At 60.1% G+C, this 18,581-nt stretch carries 18 protein-coding genes, 1 tRNA gene and 2 riboswitches; of the genes, 4 read left to right on the top strand and 15 right to left on the bottom strand.

What is annotated here, in order from left to right; all coding sequences use genetic code 11:
• The first annotated feature begins 590 nt into the window (after window positions 1-590).
• Window positions 591-1,037: a carboxymuconolactone decarboxylase family protein gene (locus KJB29_RS13075; RefSeq protein ID WP_246561315.1), complete on the top strand. Its 447-nt coding sequence runs from the start codon at window positions 591-593 to the stop codon at window positions 1,035-1,037.
• A 39-nt stretch (window positions 1,038-1,076) separates the two neighbouring features.
• On the opposite strand, the gene KJB29_RS13070 is transcribed toward KJB29_RS13075, so the two are convergent.
• Window positions 1,077-1,153, bottom strand: a tRNA-Arg gene (locus KJB29_RS13070).
• A 141-nt stretch (window positions 1,154-1,294) separates the two neighbouring features.
• Here KJB29_RS13070 and KJB29_RS13065 point away from each other — a divergent pair.
• Window positions 1,295-2,143 (top strand): MBL fold metallo-hydrolase, encoded by an 849-nt coding sequence (locus KJB29_RS13065; RefSeq protein WP_004513203.1) that lies wholly within the window; start codon window positions 1,295-1,297, stop codon window positions 2,141-2,143.
• A gap of 9 nt (window positions 2,144-2,152) precedes the next feature.
• On the opposite strand, the gene KJB29_RS13060 is transcribed toward KJB29_RS13065, so the two are convergent.
• Window positions 2,153-2,848, bottom strand: coding sequence for a DUF1573 domain-containing protein (locus KJB29_RS13060; RefSeq protein WP_215734926.1), 696 nt, complete (start codon window positions 2,846-2,848; stop codon window positions 2,153-2,155).
• Between the two features lie 195 nt (window positions 2,849-3,043).
• Here KJB29_RS13060 and KJB29_RS13055 point away from each other — a divergent pair, with 195 nt between their 5' ends.
• Complete coding sequence (locus KJB29_RS13055) at window positions 3,044-4,549, top strand: DUF3426 domain-containing protein (protein WP_215734925.1); 1,506 nt, start codon at window positions 3,044-3,046, stop codon at window positions 4,547-4,549.
• A gap of 117 nt (window positions 4,550-4,666) precedes the next feature.
• Here the strand turns inward: KJB29_RS13055 and KJB29_RS13050 are convergent, their stop codons facing one another.
• The gene (locus KJB29_RS13050; RefSeq protein ID WP_004513206.1) at window positions 4,667-4,837 is read right to left on the bottom strand and encodes a DUF362 domain-containing protein; all 171 of its coding nucleotides are present in this window, start codon (window positions 4,835-4,837) and stop codon (window positions 4,667-4,669) included.
• 264 nt (window positions 4,838-5,101) lie between these two features.
• On the opposite strand from KJB29_RS13050, the gene KJB29_RS13045 reads away from it, so the two are divergent.
• On the top strand, window positions 5,102-6,367 hold the full coding sequence (locus KJB29_RS13045; RefSeq protein ID WP_215734924.1) for an acetate kinase: 1,266 nt from the start codon (window positions 5,102-5,104) through the stop codon (window positions 6,365-6,367).
• 150 nt (window positions 6,368-6,517) lie between these two features.
• Here KJB29_RS13045 and pta read toward each other — a convergent pair whose 3' ends face one another.
• From pta to KJB29_RS12985, 12 genes are all read right to left on the bottom strand, one after another.
• A complete protein-coding gene (gene pta, locus KJB29_RS13040; RefSeq protein WP_215734923.1) occupies window positions 6,518-7,519 on the bottom strand; it encodes a phosphate acetyltransferase in 1,002 nt (333 codons plus the stop codon).
• Window positions 7,520-7,637: 118 nt separating this feature from the next.
• On the bottom strand, window positions 7,638-8,129 hold the full coding sequence (locus KJB29_RS13035; protein ID WP_215734922.1) for a MogA/MoaB family molybdenum cofactor biosynthesis protein: 492 nt from the start codon (window positions 8,127-8,129) through the stop codon (window positions 7,638-7,640).
• Window positions 8,126-8,608 carry a cyclic pyranopterin monophosphate synthase MoaC gene (gene moaC / locus KJB29_RS13030; RefSeq protein WP_215734921.1) on the bottom strand — a complete coding sequence of 161 codons (483 nt, stop codon included), beginning with the start codon at window positions 8,606-8,608 and terminating at the stop codon, window positions 8,126-8,128. Before moaC ends, KJB29_RS13035 begins: the two co-directional genes overlap by 4 nt.
• A 14-nt stretch (window positions 8,609-8,622) precedes the next feature.
• Window positions 8,623-9,840, bottom strand: coding sequence for a molybdopterin molybdotransferase MoeA (locus KJB29_RS13025; RefSeq protein WP_215734920.1), 1,218 nt, complete (start codon window positions 9,838-9,840; stop codon window positions 8,623-8,625).
• The gene (locus tag KJB29_RS13020; protein WP_215734919.1) at window positions 9,795-10,538 is read right to left on the bottom strand and encodes an energy-coupling factor ABC transporter ATP-binding protein; all 744 of its coding nucleotides are present in this window, start codon (window positions 10,536-10,538) and stop codon (window positions 9,795-9,797) included. Before KJB29_RS13020 ends, KJB29_RS13025 begins: the two co-directional genes overlap by 46 nt.
• A gap of 6 nt (window positions 10,539-10,544) precedes the next feature.
• Complete coding sequence (locus KJB29_RS13015; RefSeq protein ID WP_215734918.1) at window positions 10,545-11,231, bottom strand: ABC transporter permease; 687 nt, start codon at window positions 11,229-11,231, stop codon at window positions 10,545-10,547.
• A 45-nt stretch (window positions 11,232-11,276) separates the two neighbouring features.
• Window positions 11,277-12,086, bottom strand: a complete 810-nt coding sequence (locus KJB29_RS13010; protein ID WP_215734917.1) for an ABC transporter substrate-binding protein — start codon at window positions 12,084-12,086, stop codon at window positions 11,277-11,279.
• 161 nt (window positions 12,087-12,247) lie between these two features.
• A complete protein-coding gene (locus KJB29_RS13005; protein ID WP_215734916.1) occupies window positions 12,248-13,522 on the bottom strand; it encodes a porin in 1,275 nt (424 codons plus the stop codon).
• A 120-nt stretch (window positions 13,523-13,642) separates the two neighbouring features.
• Window positions 13,643-13,763, bottom strand: a riboswitch (molybdenum cofactor riboswitch).
• Between the two features lie 109 nt (window positions 13,764-13,872).
• On the bottom strand, window positions 13,873-14,715 hold the full coding sequence (locus KJB29_RS13000) for a HesA/MoeB/ThiF family protein (protein ID WP_215734915.1): 843 nt from the start codon (window positions 14,713-14,715) through the stop codon (window positions 13,873-13,875).
• Window position 14,716: 1 nt separating this feature from the next.
• Window positions 14,717-14,941 carry a MoaD/ThiS family protein gene (locus KJB29_RS12995; RefSeq protein ID WP_004513217.1) on the bottom strand — a complete coding sequence of 75 codons (225 nt, stop codon included), beginning with the start codon at window positions 14,939-14,941 and terminating at the stop codon, window positions 14,717-14,719.
• A gap of 75 nt (window positions 14,942-15,016) precedes the next feature.
• Complete coding sequence (locus tag KJB29_RS12990) at window positions 15,017-16,747, bottom strand: aldehyde ferredoxin oxidoreductase family protein (RefSeq protein WP_215734914.1); 1,731 nt, start codon at window positions 16,745-16,747, stop codon at window positions 15,017-15,019.
• A 30-nt stretch (window positions 16,748-16,777) separates the two neighbouring features.
• Window positions 16,778-16,895: riboswitch (molybdenum cofactor riboswitch) on the bottom strand.
• A 135-nt stretch (window positions 16,896-17,030) separates the two neighbouring features.
• Complete coding sequence (locus tag KJB29_RS12985; RefSeq protein ID WP_215734913.1) at window positions 17,031-18,194, bottom strand: iron-containing alcohol dehydrogenase; 1,164 nt, start codon at window positions 18,192-18,194, stop codon at window positions 17,031-17,033.
• Window positions 18,195-18,581: the final 387 nt, after the last annotated feature.

Raw genomic sequence — 18,581 nt, 5'->3', positions numbered from 1 at the left:
CTACTTCCTTCTGAAAGTCCACCAGCACTGCGGACTCCTCAACCAAAGGCGCTTCAACTAAAAAACGAAAGACTCTACATTTTTCTCCCATCGCTTTCGGGGGAGGGCAACGAATTTCGGCCTTCCATAAATTTCGAGCCAGAAAAAGGTCTGTGAATGCACATTCACAGGCCTTTTAATTGGTGTTAACAGTATACCACTTCGAGAAGCTGTCAACGCTATCCTGGAATAGCAGGGACTCCAAAAAAAATGTTTGCAAAATGTTTGCAAACAAAAATTCCGGTCACAACTATGCGAAATCATTAAATTGGCGGGCGGCATGTGACCGCCCGCCAAAAATGATGAGAGGTTAGGCCTGATGCCTTCCTTCGCCGGAATCTTGTCCTGGTCCTCTTTGCCAGCGGATCAATTGTCCGCTTGGTTGCATTCCTGGGGAAGCATAGTACCCTTGGTGCAACATACAATGGAATACAGGTTGTTACGTGTCCAAGGGGCGCCGAACGTGTTCGGCGCCTAAACTTTTACCTGGAGGAGGTAAGTATAAAAGCCCCACGGATTGACAGGGGAGACTTCATGCAAGGAGGCAGCGGATGCGAATCGAATATGTCAAAGTGGTGCCTGACGTATACAGAGCGATGATGTGTCTAGAACATCAGGTCGAAAAGAGCGGTCTGGAAAGCCCACTGCTCGACCTGATAAAGCTGCGGGCATCGCAGATCAATGGTTGTGCCTATTGCATCGACATGCATTCGAAGGATGCCCGGGCGCGAGGTGAAACCGAGCAGCGGCTTTACGAACTGGATGCCTGGCGGGAATCACCGTTTTACACTGAGCGGGAACAGGCTGCATTGGCCTGGACCGAAGCTCTGACGTTAGTCACCAATGGTCATGTACCTAATGGGGTTTATGAGGAAGCCCGGAAACAGTTCACCGATGTTGCGCGTAGCTGGACCAATTACTGCGGAGAGAGGAGTTTTACGGGGGGCAAGAATCCCCTGCTTTGCCCCAGGGTGTTCAAAAGGGAATTCAAAAAATAAAAGGGGTTACGCTGCTTTTGCGTAACCCCTTGTTATTGCTGGCGGGCGGTATACGATTCGAACGTACGACCTCAGGCTTCGGAGGCCTGCGCTCTATCCAGCTGAGCTAACCGCCCGTGGAATTTCCATTGATACACTACAGCGCTAAAATTCTCAAGAAAAAGTTTCGTTCGCCTCAAATTAGTCGATGCCTGAGCAACGCTGTCATTTTGTGGCCTCTTTTGTTACACTGGTCAGAAAAAACGGGTGTGAGGTCCATGAAAAAGCTTCTTCTCTCTCTGACCCTTACGGTGCTCCTGGGTTTACTCGGTCGGCCCGCAATAGCCGCAAACTATGAGATAAAGCTGGTCGACGAGGGGGTGTTCGCCGCCATTGCCCTTCCGGAGGGAAAGGCGGCAAGCAATGCCCTCATCATCATCACCCCCCATCAGGTTATCCTTGCCGGCGCCCACTTTGTTCCCGAAGGGATAAAGGAACTCATTGCCGATATCGCCGAGATTACCCCGCTCCCGTTGCGCTCGGTCATCCTCACCCATCACCATAAGGGTTTCAACTACGTTGATTTCGATTTCCCCGCCAATGTCGAAATTATCACGTCATGGCAGACATGGCAGGCGCTGAAGGCTGAAACCCGGCCGCTGCGCAACCCCGTTACCTTTTTCGAGAAGGGGCTGACCCTTCTCAGGAGCAACACCACCATTGTCCTCAGTAGTGCCGACTTCGGCCACACCGAGGGGGACGTGTTTCTCTTTCTCCCCAACGAAGGGATTCTCTTTGCCTCGGATCTCTTTTACAACGACGTGGTGGGCTATATGGGCGAAGGACATATGCGGGACTGGGTGATCACCCTGGAGACCTTGGAGGCCGTGGGGGCGCAATACGTGGTCCCGGGGCTCGGCCAGGTGACAGACCGGTCAGGCCTCAGGCGCTTCCGGCTCTTCTTCAAGGATTTCCTGACAGAGGTCCTGCGCCATATGGAGGCAGGCAAGACCCTGGCCGAGACAAAGAAGCTCTTCAGGCTGCCCGCCCATGAAGGGATGCCGGGATATAAGGCCTTCCTGGATGTGAATCTTGATAGGGCCTACCAGGACCTGCGGGACCAGTGACGCCCCAGGCTACTTTGCAACCGACCCGTAGAGGGGAAGCGTTATTTCCGGTTTGCCCGGGATGTCAGTGGCAATGATGATGAACCCGCTCAGGAAGCGGTCTTCGGGGCGGGGCGAGACAGTCACTGACAGCTGGGTCCTTTCTCCCGGCTTAAGGGCGTGTTTCTTAATGGTTGCCTTTACCTGGGGCATGGGAGTGGTGACCGAGAGTATCTTGACGGTCCTTTCGCCATGATTTTCCAGGGCAACGGAGGCTTCCTTGCTGCTTCCCGCCTTGGTCTGCCCAAGATTTATCTGGCGTGGGGTCACCACCAGTTCTTCGTTGATGTTTCCCTTGATGGTAAGGGTTGTGGTGGGCGAAGCAGGGTCATTGCTTTCAACGGTAATCGTCTTGGTTACCTTGCCGCCGAAATTTGCCGAGTCAAAGGATATTTTTAGATCCGCGCTTTTCCCCGGGGCAATGGTCTTTGTTGAAACATTTGCAACAGTACAGCCACATGACGTCTTCGTTCTGTTGATGGTGAGGGGGGAATCTCCCTTGTTCATGAGCTTGAAGACGTGCTCGAGCTTTTTGCCCTGTGATATGGAGCCGAAATCGAAAACCGGCCTGTCAACTTCCAGAACCGGGGCGGCAAATGCCGGAAGAGACAATGTCAGGATCAGGAATGCAACAACTGTAAGGGTGTGAAGAGGGTGGCGGATCATCGTTTGCTCCTTGCCCGAAGGGGATTGGCTTAACGGGAAGCCTGGATTCATACTCTTCACGTATATAGCACAAAGGGGATGTGGTGACCATAATGATTTGACCTAAGTCCTTTTCTCTGCTATAGAAAATGCCGAAAATCACGCCTTTGTGTAGGTTTGCCCATTGACAGGTACTTTCCACCTGCGGAGTGACAGATGATTATACAGTGTGCACAGTGCAAAGCCAGATTCAGGCTCGACGATTCAAAAGTCAGTGATGCCGGGATCAAGGTCCGGTGCTCAAAGTGCAAGCACATTTTCGTGGTGAAGAAAGAGGCACCAGTCGAGGAAAGTGATCTTGATGTTCTTCTCCAGGGGCTGGGCTCGCCCACTGCAGGTACTGAACTTGCCACGGGTGCCGGGACGGTTGCGACTGCTACCGCCATGCCCGCAGACCAGGCATTGGAAGCAGCAACGCCTCCCCCTGCTGAAGAACCGTTTCCCTTTAGTGGTGCCCCGGAAGAGTTTTCGCCATCGGTCGTTGCAGAATCATCCGAAGATCGGGAGGGGTATTCAGTCGGCATCGAGCCCGCAGAGCCGGAAAAGCCGATGGCGGATTTCGAGGAGAACACTCGTCCGGAAGAGGCGTTCGGCGGCTTCGAGTTCGAGAAGGATGATTCTGCTGCTGCCGCCATCTCTGGTGAGGCGGGCTTTCTAGCCTCCGATTCGGCCATGTCCGAGGGGGGAGAAGAGCGGGCAGGGAGCGGCACCATCGAAGAGGAAGAGATCAGTTTTGGCGAGGTGAGCCCCGAGGCTTTTGCCGCAGCGACCGGTGCGTCTGCTTCTGGCGTCGAAGGATCGGAAGAAGAGGAGATCTCTTTCGAGTTCGAAGAGGCTGACGCGGCTGTTTACGGAGAAAATGCCGAAGCGGAAGAGTCAGCGACCGGTGATGTTGACTTTGGCGAAATAGATTTCGGGATTGAGGATGCTGAAGCGGAGTCAGTCAGTGGCGGTGAAAACCTGTTTTCAGTTTCTGCCGCTTCAGAACCGGAAAGTGCGCCTATGGGCAAACCCGCGGGCGAGGAACTCCCGGTAACAGAGATACCACCCATCCTCCCTGCGGCGGCGGCCGAGGGCGAAGCTCCACCCCTGAGCATTGCATCGCGCCGTAAAGGGAGATCGTTCTTGCCGTCCGTTGTCATTGCGTTTTCAGTTCTCGTGATCGTCGCCCTTGCCGGCTTCGGATTTTATTTTTTCAAAGAGGGGCCGGAGCTCCTCAACAGGCTGGGTGTCGGTTTTCTTGCCGAGTGGTTTGGTGTGGAGGGTCGCGAGGAGGGGGTGATTTCCCTCGATAAGGTTGGCGGCACCTATCTTGTCAATTCCGAGGCTGGAGAGGTGTTTGTCATCCGTGGGGAGGCGGTGAATAATTACCGCAAGCCCCGGGCTGCCATTCAGGTTCGCGGCGCGCTGTTGGCGGCAGGTGGTCAGGCGGTGGTGCAGAAGGTTGCCTATTGCGGCAACAATCTCACCGACGAGCAGATAAAAACACTTCCGTTCGCGCGGATTGAAGCGGCCATGGGAAACCAGTTCGGCGATTCTCTCGCGAACCTTGGCGTCCAGGCGGGCAAGCGGATACCTTTTGTTATCGTGATTGCCAAAATCCCGAAGGATGTTGTCGATTACGCTGTAGAGGTGGTCGGTTCGACAGTGGCAAGCCAGTAGCGTTCGAGAAATAATTGATTGAAGGCCGGATTCGTTCCGGCCTTTTTTTATGGACGCGCAAAAAAAGAAGCCGGTTCCGATTGCTCGGACCGGCTTCGCATGCTGAAACCTGACGAATTAAGCAGCGCTGATGGCGCTGGTCGGGCAGGTGTCGACACAGGCACCACAGTCGATGCAGGTGTCGCCGTCAATTTTGTGCTTGTCACCGGCCGGGGCGATGGCGTTCACCGGGCAGGAATCGACACAGGAACCGCAGTTAGTACAGTCATCAGAAATAACGTGAGCCACTGGTCCTACCTCCTTATAAAGGTTTTTGGTCTGAGCCAAATTATCCGTAAACATAGCACGGCGGGTTCCTGAAGTCCAGCAGAAAGGTGCTGCCCCAGAGTTGGAGTTCACAAAAAAACTTGAATTTGAGCCACCTGTGTTGTATATATAAAAAACAGTTTTATTTTTTGGGGCTTGCGACTTGCGGTATTTGAAATTATCCTGATATTCCACGTTTTATTACTGTTTAACGTTTTTTATTTTTACTCAATTTAGGAGGATGTGATGGTAATTCTCGCCCTCAACTGCGGCAGCTCCTCGGTGAAATACCAGTTGTTCGACTGGGAAAAGAAAGAGGTCGTCGCCAAGGGTATGGTGGAGCGGGTCATTATCGGCGACTCGTTCATCATGCACGAGGTTCCGGGCCGTGAAACCTACCGGAAGGAATATGAGTGCCCCGACCACAAGGTGGCCATCGATCTGATTATCAGGACCCTCGTTGATGGGGAGCACGGTGTCCTCAAGGATATCAATGAGATTTCCGCGGTTGGCCACCGTGTTGTCCACGGTGGAGAAATGTTCACCCGCTCGGTTCTCATTGACGAGAAGGTGCTTGATGCCGTCAAGGATGTTCAGCACCTGGCACCCCTCCATAACCCGCCGAACATCGCCGGTATCGAGGCGGCCCAGGCCGTCCTCCCTTTAGTGCCGCACGTTGCCATTTTCGATACGGCTTTCCACCAGACAATGCCCGAGCATGCCTATCTCTACCCGCTTCCCTACGAGTGGTATGAGAAATATGGCGTCCGCCGCTACGGTTTCCACGGGACCTCTCACCTCTTCGTGTCGAAGCGGGCCGCTGTCCTGCTTGGCAAAAAACCTTCGGATTGCAACATCATCACCATGCATATCGGCAACGGTGTTTCCCACTGTGCCATCAGGGGAGGGGTGTCCATCGATACCAGCATGGGGCTCACGCCGCTCGAAGGGGCGGTTATGGGCACCCGGTGCGGCGATATCGATCCGGCTATTCCTGCCTTCATGATGCAGAAGGAAAACCTTTCCGCCAAGGAAATCGACAGCATTCTCAACAAAAAGAGCGGGGTGCTGGGCGTGACCGGGCGCTTCACCGACCGCCGCGATGTGATCGAGAACGCCAATAATGGCGATCATCGCTGCAAGGTTGCCCTTGAGATCGAAGCGTACCGCCTTAAGAAGTATATCGGCACCTACATGGCGGTGCTCGGCCGTCTCGATGCGGTGGTTTTCACAGCCGGCGTCGGTGAGATGGGGTGGCCCATCAGGGAGAAGACCATTGAAGGGCTCGAAGGTATCGGGATCAAACTGGACCGTGAGCGGAACAAAAGCGCCATGACCAGAAAACGGGAGACGCTCATTACCACCGATGACTCCCCCATCAAGGTCTTCGTCATTCCCACCGACGAGGAGCTTGTCTTTACCGAGGACGTGGTTGCCATACTCGATGGCACCTACACCGACCACATGAACTTTGACTACTCGTTTGCGCGGCAGGACTTCGTTCGGTCCTAGCAAACAGGTGAACTGACCCTGTCTGGAAAAAGGCCGCCGTGGGTTTCCATGGCGGCCTTTCTGTGTTATGCGGACTTCAACGAAAAAACGGCCGCCGGGCATCGTGCCTGGCGGCCGTTTTTCATTTTCGGCTCAGAATCTCTCTGCGGGCTAGCCTTGTGCCTGAACTGCCGTGATTGCCGCAACGTTGACGATGTCATCCACGGAACAGCCGCGGGAGAGGTCGTTAACCGGCTTGGCGAGTCCCTGGATGATGGGGCCGATGGCTTCTGCGCCTGCGACGCGCTCCACGAGCTTGTAGGCGATGTTGCCGGCGTCCAGGTCAGGGAAGACGAGGACGTTGGCCTTGCCGGCCACCGCACTGCCAGGGGCCTTGCGCTCACCCACCTTGGGGAGGAGCGCCGCGTCGGCCTGGAGTTCGCCGTCGATCTGGAGCGTGGGGTCGATGCCCTTGGCCAGTTCCATGGCCTTGAGGACCTTGTCCACGTCGGTGTGGCTGGCGCTCCCCTTGGTGGAGAAGGAGAGCATGGCCACCCGGGCGTCCACGTCGAGGAATGCCTTGCAGTTTCTGGCCGTGGCCACGGCGATGTCGGCCAGGGCCTGGGCATCGGGATTGGGGTTTACGGCGCAGTCGGCGAAGAAGATGATTCCGTTTTCGCCGAAGCTCGGGGTTTTGGTTACCATGAAGAAGAAGGAGGATACCGTCTTGATTCCCGGGGCCGGCCCAACGGTCTGAAAAGCTGCCCGGAGGACGTCGCCGGTGGTGCCGGTGGCGCCGGCTACTTCGCCTCCCGCGTCCCCCTGCCGGACCATCATGCCGGCATAGTAGAGGTTGTCGGCGGCGGTGAGAAGCTTCAGAGCCTCTTCCTTCGAGAGTCCCTTGCTCTTGCGCAGTTCCACGAGGGCGTCGGCATAGTCGTTGAGCTTTGGGGAGGAAGCCGGATCAATCAGTTCGACCTTGGAGATGTCGGCGCCGAGGCCGGTGGCTTTCTTCGTGATGGCGTCTGCGTTGCCGAGCATGACTACCCTTGCCAAACCCTGTTCGACGATCTGTTGGGCAGCGGCGTACATCCGGTCGTCGTAGCTCTCCGGGAGTACGATGGTCTGCAGCTTGTTCCGGGCTTTAGCCTTGATTTGGTCCATCAGGCCCATGGTCGATCCTCCTTGGTCTAAATTCAAACGGAATTCTAGTTTATAGTCCATGCGGGGAAGCTGGTCAACAAAAAACCCGGCCTGGGCCGGGTTTAGAAGGGTGGAGGGCGTTTGCCGTTCAGGGGGTGGGGGCACAGTCGCGGGTGTCCCCCTGGATCTTCTCCACGGCGTGGGGTACCGCCGGCCAGACCGCCTCCAGGTTCTCGATGGCCCCCCTGGGGCTGCCGGGGAGGTTGATGATAAGGGCCTCTCCCCGGATGCCGGCCACGGCCCGGGAGATCATGGCGTGGGGGGTCTTTTCGTGGCTCCTCATCCGCATCACCTCGCCGAAGCCGGGGATCACCCGGTCCAGGGCCTTCATGGTGGCATCGGGGGTGACGTCGCGGGGAGATACCCCGGTGCCGCCGGTGGTGAGTATCAGGTCGTAGAGGCCCGAATCCGCCCACTGGCTGAGCCTGTCCGTGATGAGATCCGCCTCGTCGGGGATGATCTCCGTATGGGCGGTCTCGACCCCCCGTTCCGCCAGCCAGGCAGAGAGGGCCGGGCCGCTGGCGTCTGCCCGCTCTCCCCGGGAACCCTTGTCGCTCAAGGTGAGAATTGCCGCTCTCATGCCGGTTCCTCCCGCTGCCAGGTGCCGCTCTTCCCCCCCTCCTTGAAGAGAAGGCGGATATCGCCGATGGTGATCCCCTTGTCGGCTCCCTTGCACATGTCATAGATGGTGAGGGCCGCCACCGCCGCCGAGGTCATGGCCTCCATCTCCACGCCGGTCCGCTCGAAGGCCCGTACCGTTGCCTTCACTGTGATGGTCCCGGTCTCCGGTTCGGTCTCGAAGTCAACCGCGGCATGGTGGATGGCCAGCGGGTGGGAGAGGGGGATCAGTTCCGGGGTCTTCTTGGCGGCGGCGATGCCCGCCAGTCGCGCCACGCCCAGGACATCCCCTTTGGTGGTCCGTCCGGCCAGGAGGTCTGCCAGCGTCTCGGGCTTCATGGCCACCGTGGCGGCGGCGGTTGCGGTGCGGAGGGTCGGTTGTTTTCCGCTCACGTCCACCATGATGGCCCGGCCCTGGTCGTCGAAGTGATTGAAGGACATATCGGTAATCTCCCTTAGCGTTCCAGCATGGTCACATCGTCCCTCAGGAGCATCAGGTCCACCTCGCTCCCGGCGTGGACGATGGACGCTTCCAGGGGGAGCAGCGCCAGGCCGTTGGCCCTGACCATGGTCCTGAGGATTCCGGTGTGCTGGTCGCCTGCGGTAGAGGCCACGAAGCGCCCTTCCTGCACCGTCACCTGGACCCGGAGGAAGTTGACCTTGCCCGGTTTCTTCTTCGCGTCTTCCCGGAGGATGGCCTTGACAAAAGGGCGCACCACGCGCCGGTACCCCATCATCCGCAGCAGGGCCGGACGGGCAAAGAGCTCGAAGGTGACCATGGTGGAGACCGGATTGCCGGGAAGCGAGAAAACCGGCTTCGCCCCGTGCATCCCAAAAGCCGTGGGGCCGCCGGGTTTCATGTCCACCTTCCAGAAGATCTGCTCTACACCCATCTCCGCCAGGACGTCCCGGACCAGGTCCCGGTCGCCGGCGGAAACTCCGGCGGAGGTGATGAGGGCGTCGGCCTTCAGCCCTTCGGCGAGCATTTCCCGGTGATTTTCCCGGTTGTCCCGGGCGATGCCGATGACGATCGGCTCTGCGCCGCACTGGCGCACCGCCGCCGCCAGCGACAGGGTGTTGGAGTTGATGATCTTGCCCGGCACCGGCGGCTCGCCCAGCTCGATCAGCTCGTCGCCGGTGGAGAGGATGGCGACGCGGGCCTTGCGGAAGACCGGCACCAGGGCCTTGCCGAAGGAGGCGAGCATGCTGACCTCGGGGGGCTGGATAAGGGTGCCCGCCGGAATGACGGTCTCACCGGTGGCCACGTCCTCGCCCTTGAAGCGGATGTGCTGGCGTTCCTTCACGGGCGCAACGACCCGAATGGCAGCGCCGTTGTCCTCGGTCTCCTCCACGGGGACCACGGCGTCGCAGCCGGGGGGGAGGGGAGCACCGGTCATGATCCGGATGGCGCAGCCGGGCTCCACTGCTCCGGTCACCTCGCCGCCGGCCGGGATATAGCCGGTCACCTTCAGGGTTGCCGGGATGGCTGCGCAGTCGGCGGCTCGCACGGCAAAGCCGTCCATGGCGGAGTTGTCGCAGAGGGGCATCTCCCAGGGGGCCACCACCTCCTCGGCCAGGACGCGGCCTGCGGCCTCCAGAATCCCCACCCGCTCGATGCCGAGTGGGGTTACGCGATCGAGAATGATGTTGCGGGCTTCGGTGAAAGACGGCACGGTTGGATTTCTCCTTCCTCGACAGATGTGGTGCTGAACGATTGCGGTGCGACGAGACGGCCCGCTGCCAGGTGGATGCGTTCGCCCTTCAGGCGCTCCAGATGCTCAGGGTCGTGGGTGGTCATGACAACGGTGGTCCCCCGCGCGGGGAGTGCGGATATGATGTTCTCCAGCAGGTCACTCGTGTTGCGGTCCACGTTGGCGAGGGGCTCATCCAGGAGGAGCACCTTAGTCTCAAGGGCCAGTGCCCGGGCCAGGGCCACCCGCTGGGCCTCGCCGCCGGACAGCTCCCGGGAGCGGCGGTGCCCGAAGCCGGCAAGACCCACAAGTGCCAGCGCCTCCTCGACCCGCTGCTTCAGGCCGTCGCCGTGGACGCCGCGCAGCTTCAGGCCGTAGGCCACGTTGGCGGCGACGCTGCCGGTGAAGAGATAGGGGGACTGGTGGACGAGGGTCACGTCACGCCGTTGGCGCTGGAGGGCGCTGTTGCTCCAGTGCACCGTCTCCCCCTCGAAGACGATCTCGCCTGATGTCGGCGCCGTGAGAAGGGCCAGATGGGAGAGGAAGGTGCTTTTTCCCGCTCCGTTGGCGCCGGTGAGGATGTAGAGGCGGCCCGCACGGAGGGTGAGCTGGCCGATGTCCAGGACGGTCCGGGAGTCGTAAGAGGTCTGGATGCTGTCAAGCCGGTAGCGGATGCTCACGAAGGGTTACCTCTGCTGCAGGGCGTTGAGGGCCATGTTGATCATCAGGGCCACTGTCATGAGGATGAGCCCCAGGGCAAGCCCCAGGGCGAATTCCCCCTTGCCGGTCTCCATGGCGATGGCGGTGGTCATGGTGCGGGTGTACCCCCGGATGTTGCCGCCGAGCATCATGGCGACCCCCACCTCGGCGATGACCCGGCCGAAACCGGCGATCACCGCCGCCATGATCCCGAAACGCATCTCCACCACCAGCCGGCGGATGCTCTCGAATGGTCCGGCCCCCAGGGTGAGGGCCGTGGGAACGATGCGTGGGTCGGCCCCTTTGATGGCGCTCATGGTCAGGTTGGCCACGATGGGGATCGCCAGGAGCGTCTGGCCCACCACCATGGCCCAGGGGGTGAAAAGGATTCCGAACCCTCCCAGCGGTCCCTGGCGGCTGATGAGGCTGTAGACGAAAAGGCCCACCACCACCGTCGGCAGGGCCATGAGGGTGTTGAGAAGCGTCACTACGGCCCGCTTGCCGGTGAACTCCGTCACCGCCACCGCCACCCCGGCCGGTACGCCGGCCAGGGAAGCGAAGAGGGTCGACCAGAGCGACACCACCACCGAAACGGTTACCGCGCTCACCACGTCAGGGTCCCGGGAGGTGATCAGTTCCAGAGCGGTTCTGAGAGATTCGGAGAAAAAGTCCATTTGTGCACTATCACAGAATTCAGGAGTCAGAATCCAGAAGAAAAACTACTTCCTGTAGATAAAGAACACCGGCTCGCCGTGGGCCTTGTAGCCGGAGATGATCTTCAGCCCTTCGGGGCCGGTGACGTAGTCGATGAATTTCATGGCCAGGTCATACTTCACATGGGGGAATTTTTTCGGGTTCACGGCGATGATTCCGTAGGGGTTGAAGAGCCCCTTCTCCCCTTGGAAGACGATGGCGAGGTCGGTCTTCTGCCCCTTGAAGGCGTTATAGGTACCCCGGTCGGCGAGGGTGTAGCCGCGCCGCTCGGTGGCCATGGTGATGACCGGCCCCATCCCCTGGCCCGCCTCCACGTACCAGCTCCCCCTGGGGTCGGTGCCGGCGGCCTTCCAGATCTCCAGTTCCTTCATGTGGGTGCCGGATTTGTCGCCCCGGGAGACGAAGGTGGCCTGCTTGGCGGCGATCAGCTTCAGGGCTTCGGCGGCGGTCTTCGCCTTGGCGATGCCGGCCGGGTCGTTCTTGGGACCGATGATGACGAAGTCATTATACATGACATCCTTGCGGTTCACGCCGAAGCCGTCGGCCACGAACTTGTCCTCCAGTTTGCGGGCGTGAACGAAGACCACGTCCACGTCGCCGGCTTCACCCAGTTTCAGGGCCTGCCCCGTCCCCACGGCAATTACGTCAACCTTGCAGTTGTTCTTTTTCTCGAAGGGGGGGAGGAGCACCTTCAGCAGCCCCGAGTCCTGGGTGGAGGTGGTAGTGGACATCTTGAGGCGCTCTTCGGCCGAGGCGGCGCCGCAGAGGACTACCAAGGCAACGAGGGTAAGGATAATGCCGCGCAGCGAATTCATACAATCTCCTTGTGCGTGTGGTTATGGTTGGCGGAATGAGGTGTCATTTTGGGGTTACTATATCATTTTTCCCTGCATTTGAAGCCGTTGAATCTCGATCCCATTTCTTCCGGGTAAGGATGCGGCGGGTGGCCCTGTTTCCGCCGCATCCTGCGCCGGTACTAGAAGATGATCTGGGCCTGGAGCCGGTACTGCTTGTCGTCGGTCTTCCCCGTCCCCTGGTTGTGGGTGTTGGTGACGTCGGCCTGGAGCTTCAGGTTGTGCTTACTGAAGTAGTACGAAACCGCCCCCTGGGTGTCAGTGATCAGGTCGTTGGCCTTGTCACGGTTGGGGTCCACGTAGGAGTAGCGGAAGGCCACTTCCAGGGTCTTCGGAATGATGCAGTAGCCCGCCTGGGCATAGAAGCCGTGGGCCCTCAGGGTCTTGTTGCTGGTCTGGCCGTCGGCCTGACCTATCAGGTATTCGGCCTGGGCCGAGGCGCCGAGCCACTTGAAGGCGGCGTCCACGCCCCAGGTGTTGACGTCGATCTTCTCATTGGTGGTGAAGGTGCCCAAGCCCTTGCCGAGCCAGCCGCTGGTGCCGGCCAGGGTGATGTTGTTGGTTTCGAGGGTGGTGGAAGCGGGAGTGGTTCCCGACGCAGCCTTGTATGTAGCCGCCATCGTGTTCCGGTAGTAGTTACCGCCAACGGAGAGAAGCGGTTTGGCGCTCTGGTCCAGATCGCCCTCGGAGTAAGCCATTTTGCCGAAGGGGTTGATGGTGGCCCGGGCGGCGATGGCGTTGTCGTTGGAGCTGCGGACGGTGCTCTGGCCAGCGCCACCGTAGACACCGAACTCATAGGTGGCGAGTCCCTTCATGATGTCGCCGTGGAGCTTCGCCCCCACGTCGTAGCCCGGACGGAACATGTCGGAGGCCATGGAGCGGTCCACAAACTGCTGGCTTCCGGAGGAGTTCAGCCACTGGCGGCCGAAGGGAACCTTCGTCTGGCCGGCAAGGAGTTGCACTTCGTCGATAAGCCGGTAGTTCATGTAGGCGTGCTCGAGCATTTTGGAGGAGCCGCTGTTGGCGAAATCCACCTGGTAGAGGTAGGTCAGGTCCTTGGTAAAGGCGTAGCCTTTCAGCCAGAATTTGATCCGTTTAGCCTCCCACTTGCTGGTGTCCGGTTTCGAGGCACTGTTTTCCTCCAGGTCGGTGAAGGTGTAGCGGGTCTGGAGCCGACCACCGAGGGTAAGCTGAAACTTCTCGTCCGGGGAGGTGAGGGTGAAGCCGTTTCCAACCTTGTAATCGAACGCTTTGCTCTTGGTCACTTCCTTGTAATCGGCTTCGGTGATGACACCCTTTTCTTTGAGGATGTCCTCCAAGGTTTTGGCCTCCGTGGTTGTGCAGGCCACAGTGGCCGCAAGAATGGCTGAAACTGCTGCGATGTTTCTGTGTTTCATGTGTTCCTCCTGGGGGTTGATAGTAATGAGCCGCGCTCACCATGCCGGTACAGGGCATGCCTGCCGGTGCACAACAAAAAGGGCCTCTCTCCAAACGGAAAGAGGCCCCATACCCCACGAAGGGGAATAAAGAGTTCTCCTTTCCAAAAGGGAGGCACCGCCGTTTCCAGCGGAACCCGTTGACCGCATACCGTGAGGCTTTGCGCCTGGTAGGTATGACGGATCGGAGAAAAAACTAGTATTTTTAAAAACTGGTATTAAGGTACCAGATTAAGTAATTCGTGTCAACTGATAAAATGAAATATGCTGATTATCACCAAATGGAAGGAGTGTCCAGACGTTATAACGGCTCATTCCCCCACCGCGGTCCGTGACGGTTCGAGCAGCACCTCGTCGAATTCCATGTGGAGGAGGTTCACGTAGATCATCCGGTGGCGGAGCGATTCCCCCTCACCCAAGAGGATCTTGCAGGCTTCGGCCACCTGGAGGCTTGCCACCACCGCCGGGGTGAAGGAGGGGTTGCCGAGCTGCGATTCAACCCCCTTCGGCTCCGACCAGTTGCCGAAGAGGGATGGGGCGATGTCGTCCCCGGGAAGCTGGGAGGCCACCTGCCCGTACCAGCCGCCGATGGCGCCATGCACGAGGGGAATGGAAAGCCCTCGGCAGCATTCCGCCAGTTCAAGGCGTGTGGCGATGCTGTCCAGGCCGTCCATCACCACGTCGGACCCCGCCAGTATCCCCTGGCCGTTTTCGCGGGAGAACGCAATCTGAAGGGGGGTGACGACGACCGCCGGGTTGACCTCGGCCACGCGGGCCGCCGCGACCGCTGCTTTCGGCTTTCCGAGAAGGGCAGGGGAGGAAAGGATCTGGCGGTTCAGGTTGTGCTCCTCGAAGATGTCGGGGTCCACTACCACGAGGTTTCCCACCCCGAGGCGGGCCAGTTCCTCGATCAGGTACCCTCCGAGGCCGCCGCTGCCGATGATGACCGCACAGCTACGGCAGAGGCGGAGCTGGTTGTCGACGGTGATGGTCCGGCGGTTGCGCTGGTAGCGAGCCGGCATGATGCCCCGTTCGAGGGCCGCCTCTTCCACACGGCCGAGGGTGAGGCCGAACCGCTCGGCGGCCTCCACCTGGGCAGTCCAGGGGAAAAGGCCCCCTGGCGCCGCTGCCGTGATGAAGTCGTACAGCTCCATCTTACCCCCCTCCCACGAGGGGGAACAGCGACAGGGTATCCCCCTCGAACAGCCGATGGTCCAGTTTGGCGTGCCGGCTGTTGACCAGGACGATGCCCACGTCCTTTTCCGGGATCTTCAGTTCGCCGGCGATGTCCGCCGGGGTAATCCCATCCCGGTATTTATAGGTGCCCGCGGCGAAACGCCCGACACGGAACATGGCGAACAGTTTTACGGTGATCTCCATTGCGCTTCTCCCCCACGGCCCCTTGGCCTTGCCTTGGTAAAGGGCGCGGACACGGGAGGTGTCCGCGCCGGCGTTTCAGAAGTTCCAGAATTCGTCGATCTCGGCGTCGCTGAAATCCCAGACGGCGTTGTGGGGCGCCACCGGCTCGGTCTTGAAGAACTCCGGCAGGCGGTCGTGCTCACTGGTAAATCCGGCCGCGATGTTGAACTGCCGCTCGGTCTTCAGGATATATTTCCCCAGGTTGGTCACGTCGTCGCCGGTGAGGCTGATGCCGAAACGGGCGTTGATCATGTCGATCAAGGCCGGCAGGCACTCGGGGATATCAAGGGCCGGGAAGGCGACGAAGATGCACATCCCCGTGGAATCCACCGCTGCCGTGGCGATCTGGAGGTTGCGGGAAAGCTCCACCTGGCCGTCCTTCTTCAGCGGGTCCACGAACCCCCCCACGTTGAGGATGTTGGTGGCGATGGTGTAGCCGGCGGTGTGGTCGGCCCCCATGGTGCTGGTGGCGTAGGTGATGCCGATCCCCTTCACCGACCGGGGGTCGTAGGCCGGAATCCCCTGGTTCTTAACCACCGGTACCCGGGTGACGCCGTAGGCCTTGCCCACGGAGCCCGCTCCGCCGCCGAGGATGCGGCCCAGCGCGGTACCCTTGGCGATTTCTTCTTCGAGCAGCCGGATGATCCCTTTACCGTCGCCGAAGGGGAGAATGCCCGCCTCCATGGCAACGCCGAACATGACGGCGGTCTCGATGGAGTCGATGCCGATGTCGTCCATGAGGTTGTCGGCCCTGGCAATATCATCCAGGTTGTCAACGCAGCAGTCGGCGCCGAGCCCCCAGATGGTCTCGTACTCGAAGCCGGAGGTGACGTATTTCCCCTCCTTGTCGTGGTAGACCTGGGAGCACTGGATGATGCAACCGGCGTGGCAGCCGTGCTTGTGCTTGCCCCCCCGGGCGACGATGGTCTCGTGCAAGGTCTCGCCGGAGATCTTGTCGTGGCTGTCGAACTGCCCTGCGGTGAAGTTCCGGGTCGGCAGCCCTCCCGCCTCGTGGAGGATGTTGACCAGGACGTTGGTGCCATAGGTGGGGAGACCTTCGCCGCTCACGGGGTGGTCCAGGAGCGCCTTGGCAAAGGCCCGGGAGGCGGTCCTGAATTTCTCCGGATCGGCGATCGGAACCTTGGGGGCCCCCTCGTCGTTGATGGAGATGAACTTGATCTTCTTGGAGCCCATGACGGCCCCCACCCCCCCGCGGCCGTGGCTGCGGATCTTGCTGTCCGGGTCTTTGACGGAGATGTTGGCTGCGGTCATCTTCAGCTCGCCGGCCGGGCCGATGGTGAGGATGCCGGTCTTCTTCCCGAGGCGGGCCTCAAGGGCCTCGATGACGGCGAAATTCCCTTTCCCCACCAGTTCCGCTTCTTCCTGAACGGTCACCCCGTCCATGGAGACGTGGAGGCTGTACCAGGCATCGGCCTTGGGGATTCCCTCGATGATCAGCGCCTTGATGCCAAGGCGGGCGAGCATCTGGGCCGCGGTGCCTCCGGCGTTGCTCTCCTTGATGGTGCCGGTCAGGGGGCTCTTGGCCCCGGCCGAGAGGCGGCCCGAGTTGGCGGCCGGCGTTCCGGTAAGGAGTCCCGGGGCGAAGACAAGTTTGTTGCTGGGGCCCAGGGGGTGACAGGTGGGGGGGACCTCTGCGGCAACGATGGTCGAGGTCAGGCCGCGGCCGCCAAGCCCCGCCCATTCAGCGGGGACCGCCTCGATCCTGGTGCTCAGGTCGGCCATGTTTACGCGGATTATCTTATCCATGAACTGATTGCTCCCTTTCTATAGATAGCGTTTCTCATTGATGGTTCTCCTTTCCGAAAGGGAGGCGCCGCCGTTTCCGGCGGCACCCGGTGGCCCTGGGCCGTGAGGTTTCCCTGTTAGGCCGGGAGGCTCGGAGAGTGTTGGTTGTTATCTGCAACTATTACGGGTGTCGAATTCGTGCAAGGCCAAGGCGTCCGAGTGATGCCGCGGAGGCGTAGCAGCGCTACGCCGCACAAGAGCATCGCGAAGGGCAACGCCGGGATTGCGCGAAAGCGGCAGCCGTCTACATCGCCGCTTTGAAGATGCCGATCACTTGCTCCAAGGTCGCCTTGCGCGGGTTGGTCAGCTGGCAGGCGTCTTTCTTGGCGTTCTCGGCCATGACCTTCAGGTCCCCTTCTTTCACGTTCAGCTCCTTGAGGCCGGCCGGGATGCCGATGGCCGCCGAGAGCTTGCGGATGGCGGCAATGGCCTTGGCGGCGGCATCCAGGGGGGCAAGGCCGGTGATGTCTTCGCCCAGGGCCACGGCGATGTCGGCGTACCGCTTCGGGCAGGCGATGGCGTTGAATTCGGAAACCGCCGGCAGCAGGATGGCGTTGCAGACCCCGTGGGGAAGGTTGTAGAAGCCCCCCAGCTGGTGGGCCATGGAGTGGACGTAGCCGAGGCTCGCGTTGTTGAACGCCATGCCGGCCAGGTACTCGGCGTAGGCCATCCGGTCCCGGGCTTCCAGGTTGTCGCCATTGGCCACGGCCGGGCTCAGGTACTCGGCGATCAGCTTGATGGCCTGGAGGGCGCAGGCGTCGGTGATGGGGGTGGCGATGGTGGAGACGTAGGCCTCGACCGCGTGGGTGAGGGCGTCCATGCCGGTGGCGGCGGTGAGGGGCGCGGGCTTGCCGAGCATGAGGACCGGGTCGTTGATGGCGATGTTCGGGGTGCAGCGCCAGTCGACAATGGCCATCTTCACGTGGGTGTCAGTGTTGGTGATGATGCAGAAGCGGGTCATCTCCGAGGCGGTGCCGGCGGTGGTGTTGATGGCGACGAAGGGGGGCATCGGCTTCGTGGATTTGTTAACCCCTTCGAAATCGCGGATGTGGCCGCCGTTGCCGATCACGAGGCCCACCCCCTTGGCGCAGTCGTGGGAGCTGCCGCCGCCGAGGGAGATGATGGAGTCGCAGCCGTTCTCCTGATAGACCTTGACGCCGTCGTGGACGTTGGTGTCGGTGGGGTTCGGCTCGGCGCCGTCGAAGATGACGACCGCGACGCCGGCGGCTTCCACCTGCTCCTTGATCTGGTCGGCCATCCCCATGGCCGAGATCCCCTTGTCGGTCACCAGGAGCGCCTTCCGGGCGCCCAGCGCCTTTACCTGCGCGCCGGTCTCCTTGGAAGAGCCGACCCCCATGAGCGTAACGGTGGGAATAAAGAATCCGAAAGTCTGATCTGCCAGTGCCATGTGTACTTCCTCCTTGTTGGTGTGTGGCGTTCTGCCACTGCGGTGAAAACTTTCTCTGTTCAACCTGTCAGTTGTCATACGGTTTTTTAGAACGGCTGTTTGGGACTAAGGCAAGCCGCATACCAAATTTGGAGGGGGAGGGGATAGGCGGTGGTAATTAATTGAATTCACAGCAACAATTGAATTTTGAGGTTAGCTTTGATGGGCAAATCGGGGATGTGGCTCTACGTTAACGCTGTTCTGAATTGGTGCAGGCTCGCGTTCTGTTCTGGAACGGTTGTGATGTTGTGGAACACCACGCCCCCCCTGTCCTCTCCCTGGTGCTCCCTTTGGTCGTTCGCCGGCAGCAAATTAGAAAAGCCTCGGCAGTCGCCGGCTTGGCTCCAT

Source organism: Geobacter grbiciae (genome assembly GCF_018531165.1).
Taxonomy (GTDB): Bacteria; Desulfobacterota; Desulfuromonadia; order Geobacterales; family Geobacteraceae; genus Geobacter; species Geobacter metallireducens.
This window is presented reverse-complemented; position numbering and strand designations above follow the sequence as displayed.

Coding starts and splice junctions, on each gene's coding strand:
- KJB29_RS13075 (WP_246561315.1), top strand. CDS start 591: ATGCGAATCGAATATGTCAAAGTGGTGCCTGACGTATACAGAGCGATG.
- KJB29_RS13065 (WP_004513203.1), top strand. CDS start 1,295: ATGAAAAAGCTTCTTCTCTCTCTGACCCTTACGGTGCTCCTGGGTTTA.
- KJB29_RS13060 (WP_215734926.1), bottom strand. CDS start 2,848: ATGATCCGCCACCCTCTTCACACCCTTACAGTTGTTGCATTCCTGATC.
- KJB29_RS13055 (WP_215734925.1), top strand. CDS start 3,044: ATGATTATACAGTGTGCACAGTGCAAAGCCAGATTCAGGCTCGACGAT.
- KJB29_RS13045 (WP_215734924.1), top strand. CDS start 5,102: ATGGTAATTCTCGCCCTCAACTGCGGCAGCTCCTCGGTGAAATACCAG.
- pta (WP_215734923.1), bottom strand. CDS start 7,519: ATGGGCCTGATGGACCAAATCAAGGCTAAAGCCCGGAACAAGCTGCAG.
- KJB29_RS13035 (WP_215734922.1), bottom strand. CDS start 8,129: ATGAGAGCGGCAATTCTCACCTTGAGCGACAAGGGTTCCCGGGGAGAG.
- moaC (WP_215734921.1), bottom strand. CDS start 8,608: ATGTCCTTCAATCACTTCGACGACCAGGGCCGGGCCATCATGGTGGAC.
- KJB29_RS13015 (WP_215734918.1), bottom strand. CDS start 11,231: ATGGACTTTTTCTCCGAATCTCTCAGAACCGCTCTGGAACTGATCACC.
- KJB29_RS13010 (WP_215734917.1), bottom strand. CDS start 12,086: ATGAATTCGCTGCGCGGCATTATCCTTACCCTCGTTGCCTTGGTAGTC.
- KJB29_RS13005 (WP_215734916.1), bottom strand. CDS start 13,522: ATGAAACACAGAAACATCGCAGCAGTTTCAGCCATTCTTGCGGCCACT.
- KJB29_RS13000 (WP_215734915.1), bottom strand. CDS start 14,715: ATGGAGCTGTACGACTTCATCACGGCAGCGGCGCCAGGGGGCCTTTTC.
- KJB29_RS12995 (WP_004513217.1), bottom strand. CDS start 14,941: ATGGAGATCACCGTAAAACTGTTCGCCATGTTCCGTGTCGGGCGTTTC.
- KJB29_RS12990 (WP_215734914.1), bottom strand. CDS start 16,747: ATGGATAAGATAATCCGCGTAAACATGGCCGACCTGAGCACCAGGATC.
- KJB29_RS12985 (WP_215734913.1), bottom strand. CDS start 18,194: ATGGCACTGGCAGATCAGACTTTCGGATTCTTTATTCCCACCGTTACG.